The following is a 13532-nucleotide window of genomic DNA, read 5'->3' on the forward strand; positions in this document are numbered from 1 at the left end:
CTTTACCTCATCACTTCATATAATTTTGGCATTGTCTCTTTAACAATACCTTCAAATTGTTTTACTTCTTCCATCGTGTTGTCCGGTGCTAGACTAATGCGAATCGCACTTGTAGCTGCGGCGTGCGGTACTCCCATTGACACTAGTACTCGGCTCACTTCATTTGCTTTTGAAGAACAAGCAGACTTCGTCGATACATATACACCATGTTCTTCTAAAGCATGAACGACTACTTCTGGTTTTAAACCGACAAATGATACATTTAAAATGTGCGGTGCCGCATATTCAAGTGATGTATTAATCGTTACAGTTTCCATCTCTTTAAAGAAACGGACCAGCTCTGTTTGTAAATTTTGCAAATGAACTACCTTTTCTTTCACTTGTTCCATCGTCATACGAAGTGCTTTCACCATCGCTACAATACCAGGTAAATTTTCTGTACCTGAACGATACTTGAGCTCTTGTTGACCACCTGATAAGATTGGATCTAATCTTACACCATCACGTATGTAAAGAAGACCTGTCCCCTTTACGCTATGAAATTTATGTCCAGATATTGAACAAAGGTCAATATGAGAAGCGTATAAATCAAGTGGTACTTTTCCTATCCCTTGTACATGGTCCACGTGGAATCTTATTTTCGGATGGTTCGATAATAATGTTCCAATTTCAGCAACGGGCTGAATCGCTCCAGTCTCGTTGTTCACGTGAATAATTGACACAAGAATCGTATCTTCACGAAGCGCTCGTTTTACATCTTCTACCGATACAACACCGTGCTCGTTAACCGGTAAATATGTTACATCAAAACCGAGATCTTCTAATTGTTTATATGCCTCAAACACAGACGCGTGTTCAATATTTGTTGTAATGATATGTTTACCGCGCGAACGATTCCTCATCGCTATCCCTTTAATCGCAAGGTTATTCCCTTCCGTTCCACCTGATGTGAAAATAATTTCAGAAGGTTTAACGTGAAGGAGCTGTGCCGCAATCGTTCTCGATTGTGTTAATAGACGCTCTGCCTCTCCTCCAAGCGAGTGAATAGAAGAAGGATTACCAAAATATTTCCCTGCAACCGTTACGTACGATTGAAGAGCTTCTGGATATGGCTTCGTCGTCGCACTATTATCAAAATAGATCATCGTTCTTCCCCTTTCAACGCTATCACATCATATAATCATATCACAAATACGTGTAATTACGCTAAGACTACTCAAAGGTTCCGTTTTTATATAAAAGTGTACATTTCCCCCCGCCATTTGCAGGCATACTGAGTGGTGAAGATTAATAATTAGTGGTGGATGAAACCCCATCACTTACGGTTTCACTTTATTTTGAAACGAACGACCTTACTGTATTCCGCTATTCATTATAGCAACATCGACTTCAAAATTACACAAAAAAACAAACCCTTTATTAAAGGGTTTGCTCATTGTCTACATATTCAGCTATTTTTTGAACAACGCCAGGTTCAAGTTGCTCTAATATAGAAGCCGCTTGTTCTAAAGCTGCATCGTATTGATATTCACGGAATAATTTCTCCGCATAATTTAAGCTTTCTGCAAGATTCTCATCATGACTGCGGTACCGGTTACCGTATTGAATTAGTTTTTCAACTAAATACGCTTGTCCAATTAATTCTTCCGTCATTTCAGATACACCATTCACAACTGTGTATGCTTCTTCTAAACTGCTATTTACAGTATTCATATTTAACGGCTTTACTTCTAATTGCTCATACACAGCTTGCATCGCCATTTGCCCTTTTTGTAAATCTTCCATAATACTCTCTGGAAGACCTGGTAAATTCGACTTTTGCATAAAACGTTTCGTCTCAAAAATTGTATTTCGCATTTCTTGTAACTTCTCACGTGCTTCAAATTCCTCTTTGCGCATCGTTTGCAGCATTTCTTTATATTCTGCATGAAGTACTTTTAAAGTTTCACATTGCTCATAAACCTCTTCTAGTTCCTCACGAATAATAGAGAATGCAATATCTTGTTCAGCAACACGGATTTGCAACACTTCAAAACGTTTCATTAAAATATGCATTTGCTTTTCAATTACTTTTTGTGACTCAATGTCTTTGTCTTGTAATTGATAACTTTGTTTCACAAGTTGTGTTTCTATTTTCGTTTCAATTGTTTCTGTACGAATTTCTTCTAAATCTTCATAAACAGACAGTGTTTTTTGCTCCACATAGTGTTTCGCATGCACTTCTTGTTCAAGTTGATCATAAAAACTGTCTAAACGAGTTTTTAAGTCCTCTACTTTTTCTGCTGCTTCCGTTATATAAAGCTCCTGTATATCCATTAAACATGTTTGTAGTTGTGTCGTCATATCGCGGACTTCTTTAGGAATTTCCAAATACTCTAATACATAGCCTTGTCTTATCATATCATCATGGCCTTGTAATAAATCTTCCAGCTGAACTGGTAATGTCGCTTGACACTCTACCAATAAATCTGGAATTTGATGAATAACGATTTCTAAACTTGCTAAACCTTCTTCTAAACTAATAACAATTTCTCTCGCTTTTAAATAATCACCATTATCAGTTGCCTCTTCAAAAGTTTTGAACTTCTCGGATTCAACATCTAACATCTCTTCAATTTTTTGCTCAGCTGCTCCATACATGTGTCGATGAGCAAGAACGCTCTTTTTCATACTACGATATGTATCACGTAACCCTTCAATTTCCGAGCTGTTTTTCTCATGGCTTTCTAACAGTTGCTGTAATTCATTTAAAATGTCCGTAATACGATTATCAGCGTCATCTAAACCACTTATGGATTCTTTCATCGCATGCTTTGCTTTGCGGAAGGAGAATTGCGAGGCGAATTTTCGCGCTTGCCCTAAATCTTTTTCAGCTTTCGGAAGAGTTGTTGATACAATTTCATCCCACTCTTCACGCCATTTACCAAACAGTTCTTCTGTTTGACCTGTCATATTTAAATCTTTTACCCGCTTTAGTTCATCTGCCACAGGTTTATCTTTTATCTCTTGTTTCCACTGCTCCAGTGCTTCAATATCTTTATATGAACGATTTCTTATCACAAGCTCTATCATGAGCAGCACTAGAATAGAGCTTACTACAATGATAACGATCGTCAGGATAGAATCCATGCAAAAAAGCCTCCTAAGTTATATCTCTTTTTTTGTCCGTTCCGTTTATGAAATGGAAGGCATTATGTATAAAAAGGGAATTCCCCTATATTTAACAACTAACAATGTTCTAATCATACCATGTAATGACGTGTTTTTGACCTAGTTTTTTTTAAAATTTCATGTTTCTTTAAATGTAAATGTAATCTTTCTTAATATTCCGCTTACTTAACTACCTATCCTCAAATGATTGTAATAACAGGCACTCTTTCATATGAGATGCGAAATAATTTTTGCGCACAAGTGACATTTCCTTGCCTTACCGCTTGCTCTACCACCATTTCCGGAATTAAAGTAATACCAAGGCCAGCTTTTACCATTGCAAGCATCGGTTCTGCATAAGATGTTTCAACTATATAACGGCATATTATTTATGAATTTAGTTCCTGTACTTACACTTATCGGTTCTATGTTTCAAGGTTATACTGTCGATAACATAGAAATTGCCGGCGCCTCATTAACAATTATTGCGCTAGTATGCAACAATTTATAGCAAAGAAAACAACATATAAAAATCCCCACCTCAATTCGTTAGGTGGGGGTTTTTCACATATGAACAGCTCTTGGCAGTTCATAATACATACTCGCTTTATATAATGTTCGTTCCATCCATTGCTCAATTTCCTTCGTATACATTTCTAAGAAAAACGTCTCGGATGGAAATGAGTGTAGCACCTCTGATATATATTGTGGATATAAAAACGGCATATTCATCATGCCTTTTAATTGCGTCATAAACATTGTAAAAGATACCTTTTTAAATTCTTGCTTCATTTGTCCTTGTTTAATGATTTGCTCTATATAATATCTTTCTCTAGAAAAATAAACGGTCATCACTTCACGAATTAATGTCGTATCAAGCGAAAGCTCTCTATAAAAAAAACGTGTCAGTTCTCTATTATCAAATTGATATCGTAAAATCCCGCGCACCATTTGCACCATCACATCTTTAGCCGATAAATATTCTCTCTGTTCAAATGACGTTTCAATTACATGAATATATCCTTCTAAAAAATCAGTAATAAGCTGTTCTAATAACCCTTGCTTTCCAGCAAAATAATATGAAATATTCGCTACATTCACATCCGCTCGCTTTGCAATGTCCCGCACCGATGTCCCGTCATACCCTTTCGTATTAAACAACGATATTGCCGCATCAATTACCTTTTGTTTCGTCTGCTTCATGCGCTCACTTCCTCTCAATGAACAGCTATAGTTTAAATTTCTTGACTTTTAAGACAAATTCCTTTAATTTTCTATCGACAAAGTCATGTGAAATACATCGTATTTTGCTACCATTTTACATATCTCGATAAAAAGGGAGTTGTTTCCATGTTTACAAAAGAAAGTTATGCAGGATCTCGTGAAAAGCAATATGAGACAGTAATTAAACAACTAGATGCATTATTAACTGGCGAACCGAACGTAGTCGCAAACTTATCAAATGCGTCCGCACTATTAAATCAATTTTTAGATCGCGTTAATTGGGTTGGCTTTTATGTAACAGAAGGAAATCAGCTTGTTCTTGGACCATTCCAAGGAATGCCAGCTTGCGTGCGTATTCCTTTCGGACGCGGTGTTTGCGGCGTTGCAGCTGAAACAAAAACAACGCAACTTGTAGCAGATGTTCACCAATTCCCAGGACATATCGCTTGCGATAGTGCCTCTAATTCTGAAATCGTTGTACCGATTCTGAAAGAAGGAACTATCATTGGTGTACTTGATATTGATAGTCCTGAAAAAAATCGTTTCGATGAAGTAGATCAGCATTATTTAGAAAAGTTTGTGGAAACACTCCTAAAACATATTTAATAAAGAAAAGAGTGAGTTATCGATTAAGTACGTAACGTACGAAACCGATAGCTCACTCTTTTTTATTGATTGCTAACCGTTGATATCTTCTTTAGTGCCTGTTCTAAATCAGAAACGATATCTTCCCATGATTCTAAGCCGACAGATAGGCGTATTAAATTATCGAAAATACCCATTTCTTTTCTTAGTTCAGCCGGAATAGCTGCATGTGTCATCGTCGCTGGATGCTGAATTAACGTTTCTGTATCACCTAAACTTACGGCAATTGTAATAAAATGGAGGTCATTGATAAACGACTGTGTTTCCTCTTTCCCGCCTTTAATTGAAAAAGAAATAACGCCCCCGCCTTGTTTCATTTGCCGAGATGCTAATTCCCCTTCCGGATACCAAACACCTTCTACCGCTTCATGATTTTTCAAAAACGATACAATTTTTTCTGCATTATCACAATGACGATCCATTCTTACTGCTAATGTTTTTAATCCGCGTAACAATAACCACGCGTCAAACGGCGCCATAATACCGCCGATATCTTTTCGCATCGGACGGATTTTGTCAGCTAACGCTTTCGTTCTACAAATTGTTACACCCGCTACAACATCCCCGTGACCACCAATATATTTTGTCGCACTGTGAACGACGGCGTCACAACCGAGCTCAAGAGGTCTTTGTAAATAAGGTGAACAAAACGTATTATCGACAATAACAAGTAAGTCATTGCGCTTCGCTACCCCGATTACCTTTTCTAAATCAATTAATTTCATCGTTGGATTAATCGGTGTTTCAACGAAAATGAGCTTTGTATTTGGACGAATTTTATTTTCAATATCCGTCTCTGTCTCCATATCACAAAACGAATGAGTAATCATAAATTTTTCTTCTAATACTTCTAAAAAACCGTACGTACATCCATATAATCCATTTGAACAAATAATATGATCTCCAGCCTTTAGAAAACCGATTAACGTTGCTGAAATGGCTGCCATACCTGAACCAAACGCCAGCGCTTCCTCTCCACCTTCTAAAACAGCCATACGTTCTTCAAATAATTTCACAGTTGGATTCCCAAGCCTTGAATAAATATAAGATGGATCTTCTCCCGCAAAACTCGCTTCTCCTTGCTGTGCTGTCTCAAACGTAAATGTAGAAGTTTGAAATAAAGGTGGCGTTAAACTCCCTTTATTTTCATTTGATTCATATCCGTGATGAATTAATGCTGTCTCCATATGTTTTTTTTTCATAAAAACATCCCCCTTATGTCTTTATTGCCACATATCCACCAAGAAAAATCTGATGAACGTTTTTACTACATTTTATGTAAGCGTTTTACTTCTGTTTCTATCTCTTCTTTCATATTGTTTTAAATTCCTTCTTGTTAATTTCCAAAATTTATCTGCATAAAACAAAAAGGGAGTCGCTTGACGAAACTGTAGGTAAAAGATATAATAGCGTTTGTGTAAAATAAAAAGGCAGCCTTGTAATGTGAGTTTATCGTTTGTATTTTGTTCCTCTGCGGAGGTGTATCTCGTAACTCCCTGCTGCTGGAGCGAAGGTACATGAAAACAAAATACCCGTAAATATCGATTACGTCTGTTTTTATTTTACGAAAATAAAAACATTTTTGAAGGAGGAGTCAACTATGGCTCGTTATACAGGTCCAGCATGGAAACTGTCTCGTCGTCTTGGAATCTCTCTAAGCGGCACAGGAAAAGAATTAGAAAAACGCCCTTACGCACCAGGTCCTCACGGTCCTAACCAACGTAAGAAACTTTCAGAATACGGTTTACAATTACAAGAGAAACAAAAACTTCGTCACATGTACGGCATGACTGAGCGTCAATTCCGTCGCACATTTGACCAAGCAGGTAAAATGCCTGGTAAGCACGGCGAAAACTTCATGATCCTTCTTGAAGCTCGTCTTGACAACCTAGTTTACCGCATGGGCTTAGCTCGCACTCGTCGTGCAGCTCGCCAATTAGTAAACCACCGTCACATCACGGTTGATGGAGCTCGCGTAGATATCCCATCTTACCGCGTTAAACCTGGTCAAACTATCGGCGTTCGCGAAAAATCTAACAGCCTTGTTGTTGTTAAAGAAGCGATCGAAGTTAACAACTTCGTACCAGAATACTTAACTTTCGATGCTGATAAGTTAGAAGCTACTTACACTCGTCACGCTGAGCGTTCTGAGTTAGCAGCTGAAATCAACGAAGCATTAATCGTAGAGTTCTACTCTCGTTAATCTCGGTACTCTGCAAAGAGTATTATTAAAAGCCTTAGGAACCTTGTTTATCAAGGGGCCTGGGCTTTTTTTATTGAATATAGCCGGTATATGTATAGAAACGGGACAATGTAACAAAATAAAAAGAACTGTAGACCTATAGTTAATGATGCTTAACCCTCTCTCTAGAATTTCATCAATTTTTTATTCACATTAATAAAAATCTCTCTTCTTCTAACAACGAAAAAATACTACATTCTACCCCATGACTCATTTTTCTTTGTTATACTCTCCTTCCTCCCCTTTTGTTAATATTATTTTTACAACGTATTCTTTTGTACATAAACTATACCTTCCCCTGTTCTATTTACATTCAACCTTAAAAACCCCTGCATCACCCGAGCATCCGAATGAGATTAAAGAACTTAATGAACAAGTACCTCTTTGACCATGAATTTATGAGAATATTCCATTTACAACCCTCCCCTTAAATTGGTATTATTTCCTTGTAAAGGGGAGGGAAAGTTCATGTCTTTAAATATGTATCTGGGAGAAGTACAGGCTCAAACACAAAGTATGAATGCTTTCTGTACCGCTACTATTCAAGGTATAGAACAAGCTATTCAGTCGATTGATGCTTTCACCAGTGATACTGTTCTACAAGGGCAAACATATGACAGTGCAAAGGCATTCTTTGCAGAAACTTTTCGTCCTTTAGCACAAGGAATCATTTATTTGTGTGAAGAACTAATTCGTCAGAATGATGCCTTTCCAAATCAATTTCAATCACAGGTCGCTTCGACAGATGTAATCGAACAAGAAATATTAGAACAAATTCGAGAAATTGACCGAATGAAGGCAAGTATGGAAGCTATCAGTCAAGCTATGCCAATCCCAGGTATGGATGCTATGGTAAATCTTTTTATTACCATGAGGCGCAAACTTCAAGAAAAGTTAGATCATTTGTATCAGTTCAACCAAACATCTAGCAATAACTACAGTACAGCAATTCAATTAGCTGCTAGTATTGCAACAGGTCTTGCAGAAGTCCAAAGTGGAAAAGGTTTTAGTCCTGCAAGTGGTACATTTAGTACACAAGGGTTGAATATGGAATGGGTGACTTCTATCCAAGCAATTACAGAAGATAGGAAGCGTCAGGCTGATAATTCAATTGAAGAAGGTGCAATGTGCGGCAAAATCCAACCACAATTAGAACAATCCTTTTGGGATAGAAATAAAAAGGATTTGAACGATGCCTGGACTGGTATTTCCACTGGTGTAGTAGATGGCGTTGTAGACGCATGGGACGGATTTGTTGCTTTGGGAGATAAAGAGACCTGGTTGAATATGCGGGATGCGATTGTAAACTATGAGGAAACACTTCCTGCTGCATGGAATGCTTTATCAGATTCATTCATGAATGAATTTTGGAATGGGGATATGGAAAGTAGAGAACATTATGCAGCTTATGCAGTCACTTCGCTACTCACTGGTTTTATTGGTAGCAAAGGTCTGGATAAAGTTGGACAAGTAGGAAAAGTAGCAGCTGTTACAAGTCTTACAAAAGGAAAATCGCTTCTAACAAACTCCTCTGCATACAGAAATGCATTGCATATATTAAATAACTATGAATTCATACCTGGAACTCCTTTCTCATATGCAGGAGTTGGAAGTATCCAACAGTATTTGCAGAAAGCAGCTCCATATACTTATGAAGGTCCAAATGGCCCTAAGACAATAAGATTAAGAAAAGGTGAGTTGGCAGGAGACAAACATCCTGCTACAGGTATTCCGTATGATGCAGATGGGTTCCCTATTTTTAAATCTAAGGGTGAGGTAATCCTCAAAGAGGCAGACTTCAAAAAATCTAGACCAACACATTTTAGAAAATGTAGTAAAGCATTATACGAACAAATAATAAAAGACCCTGATTTAGCTTCAAAATTTACGAAAGAAGAAATCCAAATGTTTAAACAAGGTGAAACACCAAAGCATTACACATGGCATCACCATCAAGATACTGGTAGAATGCAACTTGTAGATTATCAGATACATCACGATACTGGTCATACAGGTGGATATAGAATTTGGGGAAAAGATAGCGATAAATAAGGAGTGGCAAAAATGAACAATATTACATGGTCCTTTATGAGTAAAACACCAGTTACAGACGAAGAAATCCAAAAGATAGAACAATATTTTAATATTAAATTACCCAACGATTTTGTTGCGTGCGTGAAGAAATATGACGGGGGATACCCTAACCCAAAAGTATTTGATGTACCAGGACAAGATGAAAATGTATTCAGTGACCTCTTAACTCTTCATATAGAAGATAAATATTCGATTGTCCAAAACTATGAAGGTATAAAAGATAGATTAGTTGATAAAGTATACCCTTTTGCTAGAGACCCGTTTGGTAACCTTCTATGCTTTGATTACCGAAATAATCCCGAAGCCCCAACCGTTGTATTTTGGGATCATGAGGAAGAAGAGATGGAAAAAGCAATTTACCCTGTTTGTTCATCTTTTACAGAATTGCTGGATAGCTTACGCGATTTTGAAGACGACGAATAAAATAAAAAAAGAAGAACGCCTTGTAGTGAGGTGAACTGTACCCCGAATCATGGACACTTAAAAAAAGCCCCATGATTCGGGGTTTTTGTGTATTTTTATCAAAAAACCTCGTTATAATGGAACCAACGATAGAAATGAGATACGGAGAATGAGTAAAATTATTTTTAACGAAATTCAAATGAAACAGCTAGAAAAAAATAAAAATGTATTAAAAGCGTCGGAACGTTCGATTAGCTATTGTTCAGATTTCAAAGTAAGAGCGGTAAAAGAAAATCAACAAGGAAAAGGTCCTAGCCAAATCTTTTTAGAGAATGGGTTTGACTTAGCAGTGATTGGTGAGAAGAAGCCAAAACAATGCTTGAAACGTTGGCGAAGAACCTTTGAACAATTTGGTGAGGAAGGCTTTTATACAGAACGCCGTGGGAAAGGAAGTACGGGACGCCCTTCGGAAAAAAACCTCTCTTCTGATGAAAAATTAAAGAAAGCGGAAGCACGTATTGCGTTTTTAGAAGCGGAATTAACATTCCTAAAAAAGTTAGACGAACTCGAAAGGCAGGCGTTACAGAAGAAGTGTTAACACCACGAGGAACATACACACTGATTGAACAAACCTTACGTCGATTTCAATTCCCACGTATGGTGCGTTACCTTTGCACACTGGCTGGGGTAAGTCGGAGTGGATACTATGCGTGGCTTCATCAGACAGATAAACAGCTCGAAAAAGAACGCAATGATGAAACAGATTATGAATGGATCCAAGAAATTTTCAATCGAAAAGGGAAAACATGTGGTGGTCGTTCTATCAAAATGGTGTTGGAAAAGACAAAAGGAATTTGTATGAATCTCAAGCGTATTTATCGTATTATGCGTAAATATAACCTTGTGACAAAGATTCGCCGAGCGAATCCTTATAAACACATCGCAAAAGCGACACAAGAACATAAAACATGTCCGAACCTTTTAAAACGCCAATTCAATCAAGAAGAGCCTGAAAAAAGTATGTCAACGGATATTACCTATTTATTTTATGGAAAAGGAAAGAAGGCTTATTTATCATGTGTAAAAAACAGCACAACACGAGAGATTTTAGCCTATCATGTCTCCTCCTCTTTACGAATGGATATCGTCTATCAAACATTAGATAACTTGAAAGAGAGATTAGGAGAAGTCATTCATCCTGAAGCGCTTCTACATTCAGACCAAGGTATTCATTATACACACCCTGAATTTCAGAAACGTGTAAGAGAAATGGGGATCAGACAATCTATGTCCCGTAGGGGCAATTGTTTAGACAATGCACCAATGGAATCCTTTTTTGGTCATATGAAAGATGAATTAGATTATAAAGATTGTCAAACCTTTGAATCCCTTGAGCTCAACATAAAGGATTATATGGAGGAGTATAATTATAATCGTTATCAGTGGACATTAAAAAAGATGGCTCCGATCGAATATCAGAACCACCTTTTAAGTGCTTGATTTTTCAGGGCTTTTTTATTAAACTGTCCATTTTATAGGGTACAGTTCATTCAGTTACTTCGAGTAGCTTTTATTTATATATATTAAAGTTATTTATTTTCCTCTTTTTGAACATATACATAAGCATCTTTCTGCTCTTTATGTATATCAACCTTCGTGTTCTCTGCAAGCTGTCCTGCATTTAGCAAAGAAAAAATAATGAGCGCTTCTAGTGACATTTCGTTTTACCACTCCTTTCTATTTGTTATACGTTTATCATACCGCTTACATGTGATTTCCGTATGAACTCGAAAAGGAGATTAAAACAAAAAAGTTACAGGACTGCTAACTGTATTTTATCCCCGAAATAGTTTATTAAAGTACATTCTCACGATATAATAACCATAAAATGGGAGGTTGATTCGTTTTGACAATAAACCAAATGGTTCAATTGGGCAGTGCATGTATGCTGTTTATTACTTCAGCACTTATGAGTTGGTATCAAGGGAGTAATTTAATAGATTATCCTGATGAATGGAAATATAGTGCTAAGTTTACGAATTACTTTAAAGGCACCGTTTCAAATTACCAAGATATTTATCAAATCGACTTCTTTATATATGCGGCAAAATTTTATCCCGCAGCATTTGTCGTTATGTTAATTAGCTTACTTTATATGCTCGTATTAATTCTTCATATTCTATTTAAAAGAAATCATGAGGCAATTTAAATGCATACATAAAAACCCCGAACGATAGACTTTTCAGCCTACCATTCGGGGTACTATTTGTTTTAAATTCGTTTCTGATTAGTAACGAATTAAGAAATATTTCTTCTTACCGCGGCGAATGATTGTAAATTTACCTTCGATGCGGTCGTTTTCTGTTACAACGTAATCTAATGCTTGTGTACGCTCACCGTTTACGTAGATTGCACCGTTCGTTACATCTTCACGTGCTTGACGTTTAGATGGAGAGATTTTGCTTTCTACAAGTAAGTCGATTAATACCGTATCTTCTGCAGTACGTTCTACAGATGGTACGTCTTTGAATCCTTGTTCGATTTCGCTTGCAGTAAGTTCTGCTACAGAACCACTGAATAATGCAGCTGAAATTTTAATTGCTTGCTCTAACGCTTCTTCGCCGTGAACAAGTTTTGTCATTTCAGATCCTAATGATTTTTGTCCTGCACGTTTTTCTGGTGCTTCAGTTACTTGCTTCTCAAGCTCAAGAATTTCTTCATGAGATAAGAATGTGAAGTATTTTAAGTATTTAACTACATCGCGGTCATCTGTATTGATCCAGAATTGGTAGAACTCGTAAGGAGTTGTTTTCTCTGGGTCTAACCAAATTGCGCCGCCCTCTGTTTTACCAAACTTCGTACCGTCAGATTTTGTAACTAGTGGAATTGTTAAACCGAATGCTTTCGCATCTTCTTCTGATTTACGGATTAATTCAAGACCAGCTGTAATGTTACCCCATTGATCACTACCACCGATTTGAAGACGGCAATTGTGTTGTTGGTATAAGTTTAAGAAGTCGTATGATTGTAAAATCATGTAACTAAACTCAGTAAATGAAATACCAGTTTCTAAACGAGATGCTACTGTATCTTTTGCTAACATATAGTTTAAACCGAAGTTTTTACCGATATCGCGTAAGAATGTAATTACATCTAAGTTACCAAGCCAGTCATAGTTGTTAGCCATCGTTGCTGGGTTGTCCACATTTTCAAACTCTAAGAAGTTTGAAAGTTGGTTTTTAATGCTTTCCGTGTAGTAAGCAACTGTATCTTTCGTATTTAATGTACGCTCTGCTTTTTTACCACTTGGGTCACCGATCATACCAGTACCACCACCAACAAGTGCGATTGGTTGGTGACCAGCTAATTGGAAACGACGTAACATTAATACTGGTAACATATGACCAATATGTAAGCTATCCGCTGTCGGGTCGAAACCACAGTATAATTTAACGCTTTCTTTTTCTAATAATTGCTCTAATCCCTCAGCATCTGTTTGCTGATTAATTAGCCCGCGAAATTCAAGATCTTGTAAAATACCCATATCCTACATACTCTCCTTTAAGTTCATTACTGGCGTGAAGGTTGAAAACATAAAAAAATCGCCCCTTCAAATAAGGGACGATTTTGATCATCGCGTTACCACCCTAGTTGCAGACAAAAAAGCCTACCACCTTATTTACATAACGGCTTAGCACCGTCTTTTCCCTTTTGAATATAACTCAATCGAAAAAAGATGCTCTAGGGGCGTAATTCGCGATCATCTATGTGCTGA

12 protein-coding genes, 2 pseudogenes and 1 other annotated feature (1 of these 15 only partly in view) are annotated in these 13532 nt (G+C 37.1%); of the genes and pseudogenes, 7 read left to right on the forward strand and 7 right to left on the reverse strand.

The window, feature by feature from the left end; genetic code table 11:
• Window positions 1-2: 2 nt before the first annotated feature.
• The 3 genes and pseudogenes from MHB76_RS22055 to MHB76_RS22065 all read right to left on the reverse strand — a co-directional run.
• Complete coding sequence (locus MHB76_RS22055; protein WP_002160227.1) at window positions 3-1145, reverse strand: cysteine desulfurase family protein; 1143 nt, start codon at window positions 1143-1145, stop codon at window positions 3-5.
• 274 nt (window positions 1146-1419) lie between these two features.
• Window positions 1420-3129 (reverse strand): septation ring formation regulator EzrA, encoded by a 1710-nt coding sequence (gene ezrA, locus MHB76_RS22060; RefSeq protein ID WP_002160226.1) that lies wholly within the window; start codon window positions 3127-3129, stop codon window positions 1420-1422.
• A gap of 211 nt (window positions 3130-3340) precedes the next feature.
• A pseudogene (locus MHB76_RS22065) lies at window positions 3341-3518 on the reverse strand (LysR family transcriptional regulator); the annotation flags it as partial.
• A gap of 8 nt (window positions 3519-3526) precedes the next feature.
• Between MHB76_RS22065 and MHB76_RS22070 the strand changes: the two are divergent.
• Window positions 3527-3661, forward strand: a pseudogene (locus tag MHB76_RS22070) (EamA family transporter); the annotation flags it as partial.
• A gap of 53 nt (window positions 3662-3714) precedes the next feature.
• Here the strand turns inward: MHB76_RS22070 and refZ are convergent.
• Entirely contained in the window at window positions 3715-4353 is a 639-nt protein-coding gene (gene refZ, locus MHB76_RS22075; protein WP_002160225.1) for a forespore capture DNA-binding protein RefZ, read from the reverse strand.
• A 147-nt stretch (window positions 4354-4500) separates the two neighbouring features.
• Here refZ and MHB76_RS22080 point away from each other — a divergent pair, with 147 nt between their 5' ends.
• The gene (locus MHB76_RS22080; RefSeq protein WP_002160224.1) at window positions 4501-4980 is read left to right on the forward strand and encodes a GAF domain-containing protein; all 480 of its coding nucleotides are present in this window, start codon (window positions 4501-4503) and stop codon (window positions 4978-4980) included.
• A gap of 62 nt (window positions 4981-5042) precedes the next feature.
• Here MHB76_RS22080 and megL read toward each other — a convergent pair whose 3' ends face one another.
• Window positions 5043-6221, reverse strand: coding sequence for a methionine gamma-lyase (gene megL, locus MHB76_RS22085; protein WP_078175040.1), 1179 nt, complete (start codon window positions 6219-6221; stop codon window positions 5043-5045).
• 398 nt (window positions 6222-6619) lie between these two features.
• On the opposite strand from megL, the gene rpsD reads away from it, so the two are divergent.
• The 4 genes from rpsD to MHB76_RS22105 all read left to right on the forward strand — a co-directional run bounded on the left by rpsD (window position 6620) and on the right by MHB76_RS22105 (window position 11257).
• The gene (gene rpsD / locus MHB76_RS22090; protein ID WP_078175038.1) at window positions 6620-7222 is read left to right on the forward strand and encodes a 30S ribosomal protein S4; all 603 of its coding nucleotides are present in this window, start codon (window positions 6620-6622) and stop codon (window positions 7220-7222) included.
• A gap of 507 nt (window positions 7223-7729) precedes the next feature.
• The gene (locus MHB76_RS22095; protein WP_078175036.1) at window positions 7730-9313 is read left to right on the forward strand and encodes an HNH endonuclease; all 1584 of its coding nucleotides are present in this window, start codon (window positions 7730-7732) and stop codon (window positions 9311-9313) included.
• Between the two features lie 12 nt (window positions 9314-9325).
• Window positions 9326-9778: an SMI1/KNR4 family protein gene (locus tag MHB76_RS22100; protein ID WP_078175034.1), complete on the forward strand. Its 453-nt coding sequence runs from the start codon at window positions 9326-9328 to the stop codon at window positions 9776-9778.
• Window positions 9779-9926: 148 nt separating this feature from the next.
• Window positions 9927-11257 (forward strand): IS3 family transposase gene (locus MHB76_RS22105; protein ID WP_340987672.1). Its coding sequence is split into 2 segments (ribosomal slippage): window positions 9927-10314 and window positions 10314-11257, totalling 1332 coding nucleotides; the frame shifts between segments, so codons are not numbered across the junction.
• Window positions 11258-11346: 89 nt separating this feature from the next.
• Here MHB76_RS22105 and MHB76_RS22110 read toward each other — a convergent pair.
• A complete protein-coding gene (locus tag MHB76_RS22110) occupies window positions 11347-11475 on the reverse strand; it encodes a hypothetical protein (protein WP_002112286.1) in 129 nt (42 codons plus the stop codon).
• A 188-nt stretch (window positions 11476-11663) separates the two neighbouring features.
• On the opposite strand from MHB76_RS22110, the gene MHB76_RS22115 reads away from it, so the two are divergent.
• Window positions 11664-11966, forward strand: coding sequence for a YjdJ family protein (locus tag MHB76_RS22115; protein ID WP_078180059.1), 303 nt, complete (start codon window positions 11664-11666; stop codon window positions 11964-11966).
• Window positions 11967-12044: 78 nt separating this feature from the next.
• On the opposite strand, the gene tyrS is transcribed toward MHB76_RS22115, so the two are convergent.
• Window positions 12045-13301, reverse strand: coding sequence for a tyrosine--tRNA ligase (gene tyrS, locus MHB76_RS22120; RefSeq protein ID WP_016106357.1), 1257 nt, complete (start codon window positions 13299-13301; stop codon window positions 12045-12047).
• Between the two features lie 70 nt (window positions 13302-13371).
• Window positions 13372-13532, reverse strand: a binding site (T-box leader) (it continues 67 nt past the right edge of the window).

This window comes from Bacillus sp. FSL M7-1345 (assembly GCF_038006985.1).
Taxonomy (GTDB): Bacteria; Bacillota; Bacilli; order Bacillales; family Bacillaceae_G; genus Bacillus_A; species Bacillus_A cereus_U.

Excerpts from the sequence above, each read along its gene's own strand:
- MHB76_RS22055 (WP_002160227.1), bottom strand. The coding sequence starts at position 1,145 with ATGATCTATTTTGATAATAGTGCGACGACGAAGCCATATCCAGAAGCT.
- ezrA (WP_002160226.1), bottom strand. The coding sequence starts at position 3,129 with ATGGATTCTATCCTGACGATCGTTATCATTGTAGTAAGCTCTATTCTA.
- refZ (WP_002160225.1), bottom strand. The coding sequence starts at position 4,353 with ATGAAGCAGACGAAACAAAAGGTAATTGATGCGGCAATATCGTTGTTT.
- MHB76_RS22080 (WP_002160224.1), top strand. The coding sequence starts at position 4,501 with ATGTTTACAAAAGAAAGTTATGCAGGATCTCGTGAAAAGCAATATGAG.
- megL (WP_078175040.1), bottom strand. The coding sequence starts at position 6,221 with ATGAAAAAAAAACATATGGAGACAGCATTAATTCATCACGGATATGAA.
- rpsD (WP_078175038.1), top strand. The coding sequence starts at position 6,620 with ATGGCTCGTTATACAGGTCCAGCATGGAAACTGTCTCGTCGTCTTGGA.
- MHB76_RS22095 (WP_078175036.1), top strand. The coding sequence starts at position 7,730 with ATGTCTTTAAATATGTATCTGGGAGAAGTACAGGCTCAAACACAAAGT.
- MHB76_RS22100 (WP_078175034.1), top strand. The coding sequence starts at position 9,326 with ATGAACAATATTACATGGTCCTTTATGAGTAAAACACCAGTTACAGAC.
- MHB76_RS22110 (WP_002112286.1), bottom strand. The coding sequence starts at position 11,475 with ATGTCACTAGAAGCGCTCATTATTTTTTCTTTGCTAAATGCAGGACAG.
- tyrS (WP_016106357.1), bottom strand. The coding sequence starts at position 13,301 with ATGGGTATTTTACAAGATCTTGAATTTCGCGGGCTAATTAATCAGCAA.